This window comes from Mycobacterium sp. 20KCMC460, assembly GCF_022179425.1.
GTDB classification, from domain to species: domain Bacteria; phylum Actinomycetota; class Actinomycetes; order Mycobacteriales; family Mycobacteriaceae; genus Mycobacterium; species Mycobacterium kiyosense.
In genome coordinates this window covers 2,682,462-2,698,860 of the sequence record NZ_AP025524.1, presented here as the reverse complement: position 1 = coordinate 2,698,860, position 16,399 = coordinate 2,682,462, and the positions used below count along the sequence as shown (strand labels likewise).

Here is a 16,399-nt window from a genome sequence, read left to right as displayed (position 1 = left end):
TTACTGGCGGCGCAGGGCCGCTGCGAACATGGCGTCGGTGCCGTGTCGGTGCGGCCACAGCTGCACGTATTGGCCGGACGGGCCTTGCGCCAACCCCTGCTCGACCGGCGCGAAGAACGGGCGGGTGTCCAGCGCCGTCACCGGGTGGCGGCGCAGGGCGTCGGCGACCACACCGACCGTCTCGGCCAGGTGCGGCGAGCAGGTCGAATAGAGCACCACCCCACCCGGACGGGTCAGCGAGATCGCCGCGGCCAGTAGTTCGCGCTGCAGCTTGGCCAGGGCGGGGACGTCGGCGGGCTGACGCCGCCAGCGCGCCTCGGGACGCCGGCGCAGGGCACCCAGCCCGGTGCACGGCACGTCGACCAGGACCCGGTCGAAGCCGGGTTGCAAGCCCATCGACTGCGGCTCGCGCCCGTCTGCCCGCACCACCTCCACCGGCAACCCGCGGGTGTTCTCCACCACCAGGTCGGCCCGGTGCGGGGCCGGTTCCACCGCGGTCACCGTGGCACCGGTCTGCGCTCCCAGCGCGGCCAGCAGTGCGGTCTTGCCGCCCGGTCCGGCGCACAGGTCGAGCCAGCGCCCGGCGTCGTCGTCGACCGGGATCAGCGTGAGCGCGCGGGCCACCAACTGGCTGCCCTCGTCCTGCACCAATGCCTGCCCGTCGCGCACCGGCGCCAGCTGCCCGGGGTCGCCGCCGGGCAGATACACCGCGAACGGCGAGTAGCGGCCGACCTCGCCGTGGACTGCCTGAGCCAGTTCGGCGGCGCTGAGCACTCCGGGGCGGGCCGCCAGATGCACCTGTGGGCGTTCGTCGTCGCTGGCCAGCACCGCGTCGAGTTCGCCGGCGTCCGCGCCCAGCGCGTCGGCGAAGGCCTGGGCGATCCAGCGCGGATGGGCGTGCCGGAACGCCGCACGACCCACCGGGTCGTTGTCGGGGGCGAGTTCGTCCAGCCAGGACTTCTCGTCGCGACCGGCGATGGTGCGCAGCACGCCGTTGACGAAACCTGCTCGCGCCGAATCGAATTCGATACCAGCCTGGTCGACGGTGGTGGACACCGCGGCGTGCGCCTCGACCCGGGTGCGCAACAGCTGGTAGGCCCCCAACCGCAGCAGGTCCAGCAGCACCGGGTCGATGGTGTCCGGCGCGCGTCCGGCGGCCGCGCCGATCACGGCGTCCAGCAGACCCCGGGTGCGGCAGGTGCCGTAGGTCAGTTCGGTGGCGAAAGCGGCGTCGCGGCCGGTGATTTCGCGTTCGCGCAGCAGCGCGGGCAGCACCAGGTTGGCGTAGGCGCTGCGCTCGGTGACCGCACGCAGTGCGTCGAAGGCGGCTTTGCGGGCGGGGTCCAGGGGTTTGCGGCGGGGGCCCTTGGGGCGTTGCGGGCCGGGAGGTTTTCGGTGCTGCCGGTCCGGCCGTTTCCGGTACGGCTCGTCCTGGCTCATGAGGCGGTGACCGTATCGTCCAGCCGGGCGCCGCGCGCCCAGTCCGCGGCGTTCATCGGTTTCTTGCCGGGCGGTTGGATCTGCCCCAGCCGCACAGGTTCCGACGCGGTGCCGACCCACACGTCCTTACGCCCCACCCGGACGGCGCCGGGTGCCAGATCATCCTCGGCGCCCGAATCGAGTTGCACCGGGCCGACTTTCACACGCAGATCACCGATCATGGTCCAGGCGCCCGGATTCGGCGTGACCGCCCGGATCCTGCGTTCGACCACCTGCGCGGGCAGGTCCCAGCGGATCCGGGCCTGTTCCACGGTGATCTTGGGCGCCAGGCTGACCCCCTCGGTGGGCTGCGGTTTGGGCACCAACGTGCCCTCGGCGATGCCGTCCAGGGTGGCCGACAACAGCTGGGCGCCCGAAACCGCAAGCCGCTCAAGCAGATCCCCGGCGGTGTCGGTGGGACGGATGGTCTCGGTGAGCACGCCGTAGACCGGCCCGGAGTCCAGGCTGGGCTCGATCTGGAAGGTGGTGGCTCCGGTGATCGTGTCGCCGGCGGCGATCGCGGCCTGCACCGGCGCGGCCCCGCGCCAGGCGGGCAGCAACGAGAAGTGCAGGTTCACCCAACCGTAAGGGGGGACCGCGAGCAGCCCGTCGCCGAGCAGCGCACCGTAGGCGACGACCGCGCAACATTGCGGCGCCCACTCGCGCAGTTCTTCGACGAACTCCGCGGAATTGGGCCGCGACGGTCTCAGCACCGGGATGCCACGATCGAGCGCCTCGCGGGCCACCGGCGACGGCTCCGGCCGCCCGCGCCGTCCCGACGCGGCATCGGGCCTGGTCAGCACGGCGACCACATCGTGGTTGGGCGAGTCGATCAGCTGACGCAGGGCGGGCAGCGCGGGTTCGGGGGTGCCGGCGAAGACGAGGCGCACCGCAACAGTCTAGAAAGGCCGGCTGACGTGCCGTGGACCACAAGCGCAGAAGATTCTCAGCTAGTCACAATATTTCGTAGGCATACTGTGTCCTACTGCATGTTTTATTGCGGTTCGGCGACGATGACGTCGTGCACATCCTCAACCCTTTTCGCAGGAGGTCAGATGACCATCGGCACACCCATCCGCGAGGACCAGACTCTGGCCAAGGCCCACCGCCAAATCTGGGCCCTGGGCGACTACGCACTGATGGCCGAGGAGGTGATGGCCCCACTGGGCCCGGTGCTGGTGACCGCGGCGGGCATCGGACCCGGCGTGCGGGTGCTCGATGTCGCCGCCGGATCGGGCAACATCTCGCTGCCCGCGGCCCGGACCGGCGCCACCGTCGTCTCCACCGACCTGACCCCGGAGTTGTTGCAGCGTTCCCAGCAACGCGCCGCAGCGCAGCGGCTGAACTTGCAGTACCTGGAAGCCAATGCCCAGTCACTTCCGTTCGGCGACAACAAGTTCGACGCCGTCGTATCGGCGATCGGGGTGATGTTCGCACCGGATCACCAGAGCGCCGCCGACGAGCTGGTCCGGGTCTGCCGTCCGGGCGGGACGATCGGGCTGATCAGCTGGACGCACGAAGGCTTCTTCGGACGGATGCTGGCGACCATCCGGCCCTACCGGCCGAGCCTTTCGGCGGCACTCCCGCCGTCGGCGCTGTGGGGACGCGAGGCCTACCTCCGCGGCATGCTCGGCGACCGCGTGTGCAACGTCAAGACGCAGCGTGGCTCGCTCGACGTGACCCGTTTCGACACGGCACAAGCAGTCCACGACTACTTCAAGAACCACTACGGCCCGACGATCGAGGCGTACGCCAACGTCGCCGGCAACGCGGTGCTGGCCGCCGAACTCGACACGCAGTTGATCGAACTCGCCGAGGAATACCTCAGCGACGGCGTCATGGGGTGGGAGTACCTACTGCTCACCGCCGAAAAGCGCTGAGCGCGTGGCCGGCCCGGCGCTCACATCTCCTCGATGTCGATGTGAGCGTCGGGTTCGCCGCCGGCTGCGGTGAACGCGGTCAGCGCTCGCACCAGGCCCTGCCGTTCCGTTGTGGGCATCTGCTCGACGATGCGCGCGATCTCCTTGCGCCGGTAGGCGGTGACCTGCCGGACCACCTCGCGGCCCCGCTTGGTCAACGCGGCCAGCAGTTCCCGGCGCGACGTCGGATGCGGCAGCCGATCGATCATCCCGGCGCTGACCAGCCGATCCACCATCCGCCCGGTGGCCGAGGGCTGCACGCCCAGCAGCGTGGCCAGCGTGGCCAGGTTCACCGGGCCCCGATTGGACAGGATCACCAGGGTGCGGAATTGCGGGATGGTGATGGTCTCGTCGACCTGAGCGATCGAGCGAGCCGAGATGGCGACCAGCAGTCGCGACGCGGTCAACAAGGAATCGGTGAGGATGTCGAGCGATTCATCGGCCGTTGTCGCGTTCTCCGTCGGCATCACGGCCCCTTTCTCCCGGGGTAGCCCGGACGCTCGCTCCATGCTCACGACAGCGCAGAAAGCGTAACAGTTTCATAGTCGTACGGAGTGATTGTTTCTAGCCTCAATAATTACTAGTGGTCATGTTCTGAACACCGGACGAGCGCGTCGATCAGCCGATGTGCAGCGGATCGATCTGGACCCGGACGGGATGGTGAGACTGCCGCGCGCTGAGCACCGCGACCGCTGCCCGCAGGGCGGCCGCCAGTCGCAGACCGTGTTCCCGGGGGACCCGCACCAGCATCCGGATGACCGGGACGTCGGCGGCGGTCCCCGGCGGGCGGCGGGCGCCTGCGGGCAGATCCACCGGCCCCAGCGACTCGGCGTCCTCGGGCAGCCGCGCCTCGCCCAGCAACGCGGCCACCCCGTCGGCGCTGCCGTCCAGGGCGGCGATGTGCACACTGGGCGGCAATCCGACCTCGGCGCGCGCCGCGAGCTCGGCGTCGGCATGCCCCACCGGATCCCACCGGATCAGCGATTGCACTGTGGGAAGGGAGGATTCGGCGACCACGGCGACCACGCCGCCGTCGGCGCGGGGCCGGACCAGAGCGGCCGCGCTCATCCAGCGCCACAGCGCATCCTCGGCGGCGCGCAGGTCCTGGCGGCCCAACAGGGCCCAGGTGTCCAGCAGCAGAGCCGCCCCGTAGCCGCCCGACGCGCTCGGTTCGGCACCCGGCGTGGCCACCACCAACGCGGGGTGCGCCGGCACCTCCGTCACCACCGCATCACCGGACGACGTGACCACCGGAGTGCCCGGAAAGGCCCGGCCCATCTCCTCGGCCGTGCGCCGCGCCCCGACGATCACCGCACGCACCGCGTCCGACCCGCAGCGGGCGCACCGCGGCACCGGGTCGACCCGGCCACACCACCGGCATGCCGCGCCCACACCGCGCTCCGGCAACGCCAAGGGACCCGTGCAGTGGCGGCAGCGGGCGATCGCACGGCAGCGCGCACAGGCCAGCGACGGCACATACCCGCGGCGCGGCACCTGGACCAGCACCGGCGCGCCAGCCTCCAGCGCTGAGCGGGCGGCGCGCAACGCGATGGACGGTATCCGCGCGGTCCGCGCCGCCGGGTCGCGCTCGTCGGCGTACCCGCTGTCGTCGAGGGCGACGACCCGCGGCGCCCGGGTCCGCACTACCGGCCGGGGGGCCACGATGTCGTGCGCCCAGCCGCTGCGCACCAGCGCCTGCGCCTCCGCGGTTCGGGCATAACCGCCGATCACAGCGGCGCAGCGGGCCTGATGCGCCCGCAACATCGCCACCTCACGGGCATGCGGATAGGGGGCGCGGGGCTCGGCGAGGCTGTCGTCGGCATCCGACCACACCATGACCAGACCGAGGTCGGCGATGGGGGCGAACACCGCACTACGCGTGCCGATTACCACGCGGGCGTTGCCCCGCAGTGCGGCCAGCCAGCGCCGGTAGCGCGCGGCCGGCCCGAGCCCGGCCGACAAGGCGACGACGCTGTCGGGGTCGACGTGCTGGATCGTCGCCTGCCACAACGTGTCCAGATCGCGCTGGTCCGGCACGATCGCCAGCGCCGCCCGTCCCGCTGCCACGGTCTGCGCGGCCGCGTCGGCGAAGCGGTCGGCCCACCGCTCACCCGGCAGCGCCTGCCACACGGCGCGGGCGGCCCGAGAGGCGGCCAGCGCATCCAGAAACTGAGCGCCGCGACTGTAGGCCTGCCAGCCGGACGGGTCGACGGGCGCCACCACCGGCAGCACGGCCAGGGCCGTCACTTCTTTTTCCACCCTGGCATGCCGGGCCGGGACCGCCAGTCGCAGCACATCCGCCCGCGTTCCGGCGTACCGCGCGGCGACCGCCTCCACCAGCCGGCGGATCTCCGGCGTGAGCACCGGCTCGGCGGACACCACCCGATCCAGCCAGCCCAGCTTGCCCTGGTGATCGGTGTCGTTGCGTCGCTCCAGCACGAACCCGTCGACCAGGCGGCCGTGGAAGCGCACCCGGACCCGCACGCCCGGCTGCGCGTCGTCGGATTGCTCGGGTGAGACCAGGTAGTCGAACTCGCGATCCAGATGCGGCACCGACAGCATCGGCAACACCCGCGCGACCGGCTCCACCTCGGCGGCAGCCGAATCGCGAGAAATGTTGCTAATCAACGTCTTTCTGGTCTGACTCGCTGGCCACGGCGGCAGTTTCCGCCGGCCTCTGCAGATCCTCGCGGCCGAAGAAGAACCCCGCGGTGATCAGGATCTCGGCCGCGGCGTACGACCACCAGATCGGCACCGCCAACGCTTCGTTGCCCAGGATGAACTTGCCGATCGCGATCATCGAGTCCGACGCGGCGAAGCACACCGCGCCCACCGCGGTCCAGATGGTGGGCAGCCGCGCCAGCAGCGCCGTGCACACCATCGCCGACAGCACGGTGAGGTAGACCGTCACCGGGACGGTCAGATTCTCGGCACCTTCGTGCAGGTGCGGCCAGAACCAGACCAGCATCGAGGCCGACGTCAGCACCATCACCACCGCGGCCGCGACGCGCCCCCGCGACGGGACCGCATGCGGCAGCAGCGCGAGCAGAAAGCATATGTGCGCCAACAGAAATGCGCCCAACCCCAACACGAACGACAACTTCCACCACGGCATCGCCAGCAACCAGTCACCCGCGGCGGAGCACAACAGTGCCGGCACCAGCCAGCGCCGCTCGCGGGCCACCGGGTGTGCGACGGCGGCGACGGCCAGCAGCACCGCCATCGACGCCTTGAAAAGCGGCTGCAGGCTCCACTGCCCGGTGAGTTCGCTACCGGGCGGCAACCGCAGGGCGATCACGGTCAAAAAGACGCCGTAGGCGATGCCCGCCCATCCGGCGGCCACCCAGCCGCCGACCATCAACCGGGGTGCGTACGGTACCCCCATGCCCACTTTGGACAACGCCGCCGATGAGAAACCCGGTGTCGACCCCATCCTGCTGAAGGTACTGGATGCCGTTCCGTTTCGGCTATCGACCGAGGACGGGCTCGACGCCGTCCGTCAGCGGCTGCGTGACCTGCCGCGCCGGCCGCTGCATCCCGAACTTCGCGTCGAAGACCGGACACTGGACGGCCCCGGTGGTCCGGTAGGCATCCGGATCTATTGGCCGCCAACACAATCCGAGCTTTCGCCGGTTGTGATGTTTTTTCACGGCGGCGGTTTCGTGATGGGCGACCTGGACACCCACGACGGCACGGCCCGCCAGCATGCCGTCGGCGCGGAGGCGATCGTGGTGTCGGTCGACTACCGGCTGGCCCCCGAGCATCCCTATCCGGCCGCCATCGAGGACGCTTGGGCCGCAACGCGATGGGTCGCCGAGCACGGGGCCGAGCTGGGCGCCAACACCAGTCGGATTGCGCTGGCCGGAGATTCGGCGGGCGGCACCATCGCTGCGGCGATCGCGCAGCAGGCGCGCGACGAGGGCGCGCCGCCGATCACATTCCAACTGCTGTGGTACCCGTCCACGATGTGGGACGCGTCGTTGCCGTCGTTCACCGAGAACGCCGACGCGCCGATCCTGGGCGCCAAGGCGATCTCGGACTTCTCCCGTTGGTATGCCGGCGAAGTCGACATGTCCAATCCACCCGCGGCGATGGCGCCGGGCCGCGCCTCTGATTTGTCCGGCCTGCCGGCCGCCTACATCGCCGTGGCCGCCTACGACCCGCTGCGCGACGACGGCATCCGGTACGGCGAACTGCTGGCCGAGGCCGGCGTCCCGGTCGAGGTGCACAACGCCGAGACCATGGTGCACGGCTACCTCGGATACGCCGGGGTGGTGCCCGCGGCCACCGCCGCGATGGACCGCGGGTTAACGCAATTGCGCGTTGCGCTGCACGGATAGTTGCGGTTTTGCGTACCGTAAGGCCATGACGGATCCGACCATCGTCCCCAGCGGCATCGATCCGATCCTGAAGATGCTGCTCGATGCCATTCCGATGACCTTCAGCGCCGCCGACGGCGTCGAGGTCGCCCGGGCGCAGATGGCGGCGCTCAAGTTGCCGTCGGAGCTGCTCCCGCCGCTGCGCATCGAGGAGCGCCGGGTCGGCTACGGCGAACACGGCGACATCCCGGTGCGGATCTACTGGCCGCCGACCGCCGCGCAGGACGACCTGCCGGTGGTCGTCTTCTACCACGGCGGCGGCTGGGCGCTGGGCGACCTGGACACCCACGACCACGTCGCGCGCGCCCACGCCGTCGGGACCGACGCCATCGTGGTGTCAGTGGACTACCGGCTGGCCCCCGAGCACCCGTTCCCGGCCGCCATCGAGGACAGTTGGGCGGCGCTGCGCTGGGTCGGCGAAAACGCCGCCGAGCTGGGCGGCGACCCCACGCGCATCGCCGTCGCCGGCGACTCCGCGGGCGGCAACATCTCGGCGGTCATGGCCCAACTGGCCCGCGACCACAACGGACCGGACCTGATCTTTCAGCTGTTGTGGTACCCGTCGTGCATCGGCGACCGGACGCTGCCGTCGTTCCTGGAGAACAGCCGGGACCCGATCCTGGACGAGCAGGTCATCGACGCGTTTCTGGCCTGGTACGTCCCGCACCTCGACCTCAGCGACCACACTGCGCTGCCCGCCCACCTGGCTCCCGGCAACGGCGAGCTGGCGGGTCTGCCGCCGGCATTCATCGGTACCGCGCAATACGATCCGCTGCGCGACGACGGGGCCCGGTATGCCGAGCTGCTTGCCGCCGCGGGGGTCGCGGTGGAGTTGTGCAACGAGCCGACCATGGTGCACGGTTACGCGAGCTTCGCGGTGGTGGTGCCCGCCGCCGCGGAGGCGACGAGCCGCGGGCTGGCGGCGCTGAAGAAGGCGCTCTACCCTTAAAAACGTTCCAGGGCAACATCTTTCGTTCGGCGGTAGGGCGATGCGCCCGAAAGGCAAGCAGGATTGTGATCCGCGCTCTAGGATGAGCAGACTGGATTGCCGTTGCCTGTCGGGAGGTACGGAATGTCGTATGTGATCGCCGCGCCGGAGTGGGTGGCCGCTGCAGCCTCGGATCTGGCCGGGATCGGCTCGACACTCGGCGCCGCCAATGCGGCCGCGGCGATCCCCACCACCGCATTGCTGGCCGCGGGCGCCGACGAAGTCTCGGCTGCCGTCGCTACGCTGTTCGCCGGCCACGCCCAGGCCTACCAGGCGCTCAGCACCTACGCGGCGACCTTTCACGACCAGTTCGTCGAGCTGATGAACTCCGGCGGCAGCGCATACGCCGCCGCGGAGGTGTCCAACGTGCAGCAGCAGGTGCTCGACGCGATCAACGCTCCCACCCAGCTGCTGCTCGGACGCCCGCTGATCGGTGACGGCGCTACCGGCGCGGCCGGTCAGCCCGGCGGTGCCGGTGGGCTGTTGATCGGTAACGGCGGGGCCGGGGCGCCGGCGGAGGGGGGTTGCCCGCGGGCCGGGGCGGAGACGCCGGGCTGATCGGCAACGGCGGCCCGGGTGGCCTGGGCGGCGCGGGTGCCGTCGGCGGTGCCGGCGGCAACGGCGGCTGGCTGTCCGGCACCGGCGGTGCCGGCGGGGCCGGTGGTAACGCGCTGATCAGCAACAACGCCCCGACGACAGGTGGCGCCGGAGGCGCCGGTGGCCGCGGCGGCCTGCTGTTCGGCGACGGCGGGGCAGGTGGGCACGGCGGGCTGGGCGGGACGGCCGTCATCTCCGGCAATAAGGGCGGCGCCGGCGGGGTCGGCGGGGTCAGCGGCCTGTTCGGCAATGGCGGCGCCGGAGGCGGCGGCGGCAACGCCGCCACCACCTTCTACCAGGGATTCACCATTCAGGCCGGGACCGGCGGGGTGGGTGGCGACGGGGGCGCCGCCATGCTCTACGGAAACGGTGGAGTGGGTGGTGTCGGCGGGTCCAGCGGCCTGGAAGGGCAGGTCAATAACCCCTACGCCGCAACCGGCGCGCGGGGCGGCAACGGCGGCGTCGGCGGCTGGATCGGTTCGGGTGGTGCAGGTGGCACCGGCGGTGCCGGCGGCAACAACACGACGCCGAATGTGTTTGCCGGTGGTACCGGTGGGCCGGGCGGCAACGGCGGCGCCGCCCAACTCATCGGCGACGGTGGTGCCGGAGGGAAGGGCGGCGCGGGCGGCGTCGGTCCACCCAACGGCGCCAGCGGTTCCGGCGGCATCGGTGGCGCCCGGGGCAGCCTGCAGGGCAACCAAGGCGCACACGGCTGAGCCGACTACCGTCGGATTCATGCAGTCGCGACGGAATACCTCACCCGACTACCACGTCGTCATCGTCGGAGCCGGGTTCTCCGGCATCGGCGCCGCCATCAAACTCGACCAGGCCGGGTTGTCCGACTATCTGGTGATCGAAGCCGGCGACGGGGTCGGCGGCACCTGGTACTGGAACACCTACCCCGGTATCGCGGTGGACATTCCGTCGTTCTCCTACCAGTTCTCGTTCGAGCAGAGCCCGAACTGGTCGCGCAGCTACGCGCCCGGGCACGAGTTGCGGGCCTACGCCGAGCACTGCGTCGACAAGTACGGCATCGGGTCCCGAATCCGGTTCAACACCAAGGTGATCTCCGCCGCATTCGACGACACGCACGACCTGTGGCGGCTACAGACAGATCCGGGCGGCGAAATCACCGCACGCTTCGTGATCGGCGCCAGCGGCGTGCTGACCGTGCCCAAGCTGCCCGACATCGACGGCGTGGACTCCTTCGACGGCATCACCATGCATACCGCGCGCTGGGACCACAGCCAGGACCTGACCGGCAAACGGGTCGCGATCATCGGCACCGGCGCCTCGGCCGTCCAGATCATTCCCGAGATCGCGCCGATTGTCAGTCAGCTCACCGTGTTTCAGCGCACCCCGATCTGGTGTTTTCCCAAGCTGGACTTCCCGCTGCCGGCCCCGGCCCGCTGGGCGATGCGGATACCGGGCGGCAGCGCCGTGCAACGTTGGCTCAGCCAGGCCTACGTCGAGGCCACCTTCCCCATTTCGGCGCACTACTTCAAGGTGTTCCCGCTGGCCCGGTGGACCGCGGTGGCCGGCCGGCGCTATCTGGCCCAGCAGGTCAAGGATCCGGTGGTGCGCGACAAGCTCACCCCCCGCTACGCCGTGGGCTGTAAGCGGCCGGGTTTTCACAACACGTACCTGGCCACCTTCAACCGCGACAACGTAGAGCTGGTCACCGATCCGATCGCCAAAATCACCCCCACGTCGGTGGTGACGGCCGACGGCAGCAGCCACGAGGTCGACGTGCTGATCCTGGCTACTGGCTTCAAGGTGCTCGACACCGATGACGTGCTGACGTTCGCCGTCACCGGATCCGGCGGCCAGTCACTGAGCCAGTTCTGGGACGAGCATCGCACGCAGGCCTACGAGGGAGTAGCCGTCCCGGGTTTTCCGAATTTCTTCGTGGTGTTCGGCCCATACGGCTATGTCGGCTCGTCGTACTTCGCGTTGATCGAGACCCAGACCCACCACATCCTGCGTTGCCTCAAGCGTGCCCGCGACGACGGCGCGACCCGCGTCGAGGTGAAAGCCGAAGCCAACGACCGGTATTTCGCCGAGATGATGCGCCGGCGCTACCGGCAGGTGTTCTGGCAGGACAGTTGCCGGCAGGCCAACAGCTACTATTTCGACAAGAACGGCGACGTGCCGCTGCGACCCACCACCACCGTCGAAGCCTATTGGCGCAGTAGGCATTTCGACCTCGACGACTACCGGTTCAGCGCCTGATCAGCGACCCTGCAGGACGGCCTCGACATTGCGCTCGGCCAGCGCGGTGATGGTCATGAACGGGTTGCAGCCCAGGTATCCGGGCAGCAGCGAGGCGTCGTTGACGTACAGCTTCCGGTAGCCGTTGACCCGGCCGAACGGGTCGGTGGCCCTACCGCGTACCACACCACCCATGGGGTGAACGGTGTTGGGCGTGAACACCTTTCCGCCGAAGAGGTCGTCACGATAGTCCACCTGGTTGGCGCCGGTAACCCGGTCGAAGACCAGTTTGGCGCGTTCGCGCAGGTGTTCGGTGTGCCCCTGCGGCCAGTTGATGCGGATCGTGTTCGCGGCCCGGTCGAAGCCGATATCGGCACGGTCGCCGGTGCGCACCATGACGTAGTAGCCCAGCGCATAGGTCTCGACGGGGAGCGGCAGCGAGAACATGCTGGCATAGACCGGATTGTCCGGGTCGTCACGGCCGTCCAGATTGATCATGCCCATCAAGGACTGCCGGGTGCCGGCGGGATCGCCGGGCGCCAGCATGTGCGCGACCATGATGTCGCCGTTGTTGCCGTAGCCGCGGCCGATCTCGTCGTTCAGGTCGGGCAGCGTCCCGGTTTCCCGGGCCCGTAACAACAGTTCCGTGGTGCCGAGTACACCGGCGGCGAGATACAGTTCCTCACAACCGATTTCGTCGCGCCGCAGCTCCTTGCCGAACCGGTCGATCTCGCGGGTTGCCACCACGTACTCGCCGGAGGAGTCGCGGCGTATCTCGGTGACCTCGGTGAGCGGTCGCAGCGTCACCCGGCCGGTTCGCAGCGCGGCCGCGATGTAGGTCTGATCGACGCTGCCGAACCTGCCGTAGTTGTTGCCGTACTGCTGCTCGAAATCCAGCGCTGAGCGCGGAACCTGGCCCGCTTCTTCCTTTCTCAGGTAGTCGAACGAGTAGGCGCTGCCGTTGTAGTCGACCCCGTAACCCGCGGCTGCCGCGTACTGCCGCCCGACCCGGGCGTACTGGAAGTACGGCGTCCGCTCGAACCAGTCGAGATCGCGATAACTGATGCGCAGCATGGCTTTTGCGCGTTGGATGTAGGTGCCCAGGAATACGTTGGGGTCGATGTCGGGAAAGGCCGCGCGAAGCTGGGCGGGGGTCGGTATCGCGGCGATGGCGGCATTGACCATCGACCCGCCTCCCACCGCGACGCCGCGGAACACGGTGTGTGCGCCGTGCTCCACTTTGTCGCAGATCCCGGCCTGCACCGGTTGCTTGGACGGGGCGTGGCGGGAAACCTGTTCCATCGACACGCCACGGAAGGACGGCACCAGGCTGGGTGGCACCGACGTGAACCAGCCGGCCCGGTTGTCCGCGGGCAGCATCCGCGAGAATCGTCTGCCGTCGCCGTCGGCGACATCCCAGAGCCTGCCCTTCTCGATGATCAGGGTTTCGACTCCGGCTTCGCCGAGGCGCAGCGCCGTCACCCCACCCCCGTAACCGCTGCCGATCACGATGGCGCGGTAATGGCTCTTGGGACGCGATGCGGGTTCGGTCCGGTGAGTGCCCCGTTCGTAAGCGCCGAGACCAGCGGCCCCGACGGCCACACCCGCGGCAGCGCCCAGGAAGCGCCGCCGGGTTAGGCGTCGTCCGTGTTGCGTATCTCCTGCCGGATTCATGACTCGACCACTCCCCACTCAGCAGACTGTTGTTACTCGAATCACAGGTTTATACGTACTTATAGTATGGTAATACCCTTTTGTATGGTAGTTCAGACACGAGAACTTCATAAGTTACAACTAAGTGAATCAGAAACCTCGGCAAGTAGATCGCTGCCGGCTTGGCGCGACCCGAAGCGCTACCTGTGGCTGGTTGCCGCAGCGGTACCGGGACTGGTGGTGGCCTCATGGCTGCTGGTCGCGCTGACCGGTCTCGGCGTGTTCTGGTGGATTGGTCCGGTGCTCGCGTTCGGGGTCATCCCGGTGCTCGACCAGATGATCCGACCCGATTCCAGCAACCCGCCCGAGGACGTTCTGGAATGGCTGGAAGGCGACCGGTTCTATCGCTGCATCACGTATCTCTACCTGCCGAATCAGTATGGATCGGTGCTGCTCGCGTGCTGGTTCTGGGCCGGCGGGGGTTGGGTCACAATGACTTTCGCCGACAAGGCCGGCTTGATGACGACCGTGGGACTGATCGGCGGGCTGGCCATCAACGCCGCCCACGATCTGGGACACACCCGCGAAGTCCAGGAACGACGTCTCGCCAAGCTCGCGCTGGCCCAGACCTGCTACGGGCACTTCTTCGTCGAGCACAATCGCGGCCATCACGTGCGGGTGGCCACCGCCGAGGATCCGGCGAGTGCGCGACTGGGCGAGACCCTGTACGCCTTCGTGCCGCGGTCGGTGATCGGCGGCGTGCGCTCTGCGTGGAACCTGGAAGCCGCCCGACTGGCCCGGGACGGCAAAACTCGCTGGACTCTGCGCAACGACGTGCTCAACGCCTGGCTGATCAGCATCGTCCTGTTCGCCGTGCTGGCTCTCTGGTTCCGGCCGGTCGTGCTGCCCTGGCTGATCGGCCAGGCCGTGATCGGCATCGGGCTGCTGGAAACGGTCAACTACGTCGAGCACTACGGACTACGGCGGCAGCAGCTGGCCAGCGGACGCTACGAGCGGGTGCGGCCGTCGCACAGCTGGAACAGCAACACGGTGATAGCCAACGTGTGCCTGTTCCACCTGCAGCGTCACTCCGACCACCACGCCAACCCGCTGCGCCGATATCAGGCGCTGCGGCACGACGAGGAGTCACCGCAGCTACCCGGCGGCTACAGCACCATGGTGCCGCTGGCGATGATTCCCCCGCTGTGGCGACGCGTGATGGACCGGCGGGTGCTGGCCTTCTACGGCGGAGACATCCGTCTGGCCGCCTTGAAGCCCGGGCGCTAGGCACCGCTGCTCTACTCTCGGAGGGTGGCCAAGGAGTTCTCTCATATCGACGGGTCGCTGCGGGAGTTCATCGCCGAGCAGGCCATGTTCTTCGTCGCGACCGCGCCCTCGCAGGGCGGCCGGATCAACCTGTCCCCCAAGGGTTACGCCGACACCTTCGCCGTGCTCGACGACCACACCGTCGCCTACCTGGACCTGTTCGGCAGCGGCGTGGAAACCATCGCCCACCTGCGCGACAACGGCCGCATCACCATCATGTTCTGCTCGTTCAACCGCAATTCCCGGATCCTGCGGCTGTTCGGGACCGGGCGGGTGCTGCGGCCCGACGACGACGAATTCGCCCGTGTCAGAGACCATTTCGGGCAGCGACCGGGCGTGCGTGCCGCGATAGTCGTCGACGTGGAGCGGATCGCCGACGCGTGCGGTTTCGCGGTGCCCTACTACGAGCTGGTCGACGAGCGGCCGGTGCTCGACTCGTTTCACAGCAAGCAACCCCAGGAGACGTACTCGCGAGCCATCGGCCGCAACCTGCGCAGCATCGACGGTTTGGCCGGCCTGGAGCCGGACCACCCGCTGCCGCCCAGCTGAGACGGGAACGCTAGATGGCGTGCTTGAGGTCGTCGACCTTGTTGGTCTGCTCCCAGGGCAACTCGACGTCGGTGCGCCCGAAGTGCCCGTAGGCGGCCGTCTGCGCATAGATGGGCCGCAGCAGGTTCAGGTCACGGATGATCGCACCGGGACGCAAGTCGAACACCTCGGGGATGATCTTCTCGATCTTGACCGGGTCGACCGCCTCGGTGCCGAACGTCTCGATGAACAGCCCGACCGGCGCAGCCTTGCCGATGGCGTACGCCACCTGCACCTCGACCCGCTCCGCCAATCCGGCCGCCACGACGTTCTTGGCCACCCAGCGCATCGCGTACGCCGCCGAGCGGTCCACCTTGGACGGGTCCTTGCCCGAGAAGGCGCCGCCGCCATGCCGAGCCCAGCCGCCGTAGGTGTCCACGATGATCTTGCGGCCGGTCAGGCCCGCATCGCCCATCGGGCCGCCCAGCACGAACTTGCCGGTCGGGTTAACCAGCACCCGTGTGGACGAGGCGTCCAGGGTGTCGTGGGCCAGCTCGTCGAGCACGGTCTGCAGCACGTGCTGCCGGATGTCGGGGTCCAGCGTGTTCTCCAGGTCGACCCCGTCCGCGTGCTGGGTGGAGACGACCACGGTGTCCAGCCGGACCGGGACGTTGTCCTCGTAGGCGATGGTGACCTGGGTCTTGCCGTCCGGCCGCAGATAGCCCAGCGTGCCGTTCTTGCGGACCTCGGTGAGCCGCCGCGACAGCCGGTGGGCCAGCGCGATGGGCAGCGGCATCAGTTCCGGGGTGTCGTTGATGGCGTAGCCGAACATCAGGCCCTGGTCGCCGGCGCCTTGAGAGTCCAGCGGGTCGGCCGCGCCCTCGACGCGGGCTTCGTGCGCGGTGTCCACACCCTGGGCGATGTCGGGCGACTGGGCGCCGATGCCGATGTTCACCCCGCACGTCTCGCCGTCGAAACCCTTGTCCGAGGAGTCGTAGCCGATGTCGAGGATGCGCTTGCGCACGATGTTGGTGATGTCGGCGAACGCCTCTTTGGCGGTGGTGGTCACCTCGCCGACGACGTGGACCTGCCCCGTGGTCACCAGCGTCTCGACCGCGACACGGGAGCGAGGATCGTCGGCGAGCAGCGCGTCGAGGACCGAGTCACTGATCGCGTCACAGATCTTGTCTGGATGCCCCTCGGTCACCGATTCGCTGGTGAACAGCCGACCCTTCTCGCTCACTCTTGTCATCCTTCCGGTCACTCCGCCCGAATATTAGTTAGACGAATTATTCTTGTTGCCGCTAAGCAAACCGGAG

The 16,399-nt window shown here is 69.1% G+C and carries 13 protein-coding genes and 1 pseudogene; 7 read left to right on the top strand and 7 right to left on the bottom strand.

Annotation, left to right across the window (positions count from 1 at the left end):
- Together MKCMC460_RS12725 and fmt are read right to left on the bottom strand one after the other, a co-directional pair.
- The gene (locus tag MKCMC460_RS12725) at positions 1 to 1,440 is read right to left on the bottom strand and encodes an RsmB/NOP family class I SAM-dependent RNA methyltransferase (RefSeq protein WP_236976004.1); all 1,440 of its coding nucleotides are present in this window, start codon (positions 1,438 to 1,440) and stop codon (positions 1 to 3) included.
- The gene (gene fmt, locus MKCMC460_RS12720) at positions 1,437 to 2,369 is read right to left on the bottom strand and encodes a methionyl-tRNA formyltransferase (RefSeq protein ID WP_238305789.1); all 933 of its coding nucleotides are present in this window, start codon (positions 2,367 to 2,369) and stop codon (positions 1,437 to 1,439) included. Before fmt ends, MKCMC460_RS12725 begins: the two co-directional genes overlap by 4 nt.
- A gap of 165 nt (positions 2,370 to 2,534) precedes the next feature.
- Here fmt and MKCMC460_RS12715 point away from each other — a divergent pair, with 165 nt between their 5' ends.
- Positions 2,535 to 3,359 carry a class I SAM-dependent methyltransferase gene (locus tag MKCMC460_RS12715; protein WP_238305788.1) on the top strand — a complete coding sequence of 275 codons (825 nt, stop codon included), beginning with the start codon at positions 2,535 to 2,537 and terminating at the stop codon, positions 3,357 to 3,359.
- 20 nt (positions 3,360 to 3,379) lie between these two features.
- Here MKCMC460_RS12715 and MKCMC460_RS12710 read toward each other — a convergent pair whose 3' ends face one another.
- The 3 genes from MKCMC460_RS12710 to MKCMC460_RS12700 form a co-directional block, all read right to left on the bottom strand.
- Positions 3,380 to 3,868 (bottom strand): MarR family winged helix-turn-helix transcriptional regulator, encoded by a 489-nt coding sequence (locus MKCMC460_RS12710; protein WP_236984200.1) that lies wholly within the window; start codon positions 3,866 to 3,868, stop codon positions 3,380 to 3,382.
- A 148-nt stretch (positions 3,869 to 4,016) separates the two neighbouring features.
- Entirely contained in the window at positions 4,017 to 5,960 is a 1,944-nt protein-coding gene (locus MKCMC460_RS12705) for a primosomal protein N' (protein ID WP_236984202.1), read from the bottom strand.
- A gap of 58 nt (positions 5,961 to 6,018) precedes the next feature.
- Entirely contained in the window at positions 6,019 to 6,783 is a 765-nt protein-coding gene (locus MKCMC460_RS12700; protein ID WP_236976008.1) for a lysoplasmalogenase, read from the bottom strand.
- Between MKCMC460_RS12700 and MKCMC460_RS12695 the strand changes: the two genes are divergently transcribed.
- The 4 genes and pseudogenes from MKCMC460_RS12695 to MKCMC460_RS12680 all read left to right on the top strand — a co-directional run bounded on the left by MKCMC460_RS12695 (position 6,782) and on the right by MKCMC460_RS12680 (position 11,594).
- Entirely contained in the window at positions 6,782 to 7,738 is a 957-nt protein-coding gene (locus MKCMC460_RS12695; protein ID WP_236976010.1) for an alpha/beta hydrolase, read from the top strand. The genes MKCMC460_RS12700 and MKCMC460_RS12695 overlap by 2 nt on opposite strands.
- A gap of 25 nt (positions 7,739 to 7,763) precedes the next feature.
- Entirely contained in the window at positions 7,764 to 8,726 is a 963-nt protein-coding gene (locus MKCMC460_RS12690) for an alpha/beta hydrolase (RefSeq protein WP_236976019.1), read from the top strand.
- A 123-nt stretch (positions 8,727 to 8,849) separates the two neighbouring features.
- Positions 8,850 to 10,078, top strand: a pseudogene (locus MKCMC460_RS12685) (PE family protein).
- A gap of 19 nt (positions 10,079 to 10,097) precedes the next feature.
- Positions 10,098 to 11,594: an NAD(P)/FAD-dependent oxidoreductase gene (locus MKCMC460_RS12680; protein ID WP_236976028.1), complete on the top strand. Its 1,497-nt coding sequence runs from the start codon at positions 10,098 to 10,100 to the stop codon at positions 11,592 to 11,594.
- Here the strand turns inward: MKCMC460_RS12680 and MKCMC460_RS12675 are convergent, their stop codons facing one another.
- Positions 11,595 to 13,247, bottom strand: coding sequence for a GMC oxidoreductase (locus MKCMC460_RS12675; protein WP_236976030.1), 1,653 nt, complete (start codon positions 13,245 to 13,247; stop codon positions 11,595 to 11,597).
- Positions 13,248 to 13,466: 219 nt separating this feature from the next.
- Here MKCMC460_RS12675 and MKCMC460_RS12670 point away from each other — a divergent pair, with 219 nt between their 5' ends.
- Entirely contained in the window at positions 13,467 to 14,513 is a 1,047-nt protein-coding gene (locus MKCMC460_RS12670; RefSeq protein WP_370653122.1) for an alkane 1-monooxygenase, read from the top strand.
- A gap of 24 nt (positions 14,514 to 14,537) precedes the next feature.
- Entirely contained in the window at positions 14,538 to 15,101 is a 564-nt protein-coding gene (locus MKCMC460_RS12665) for a pyridoxamine 5'-phosphate oxidase family protein (RefSeq protein WP_236976032.1), read from the top strand.
- Between the two features lie 10 nt (positions 15,102 to 15,111).
- Here the strand turns inward: MKCMC460_RS12665 and metK are convergent, their stop codons facing one another.
- Positions 15,112 to 16,323, bottom strand: a complete 1,212-nt coding sequence (gene metK, locus MKCMC460_RS12660) for a methionine adenosyltransferase (protein ID WP_236976034.1) — start codon at positions 16,321 to 16,323, stop codon at positions 15,112 to 15,114.
- Positions 16,324 to 16,399: the final 76 nt, after the last annotated feature.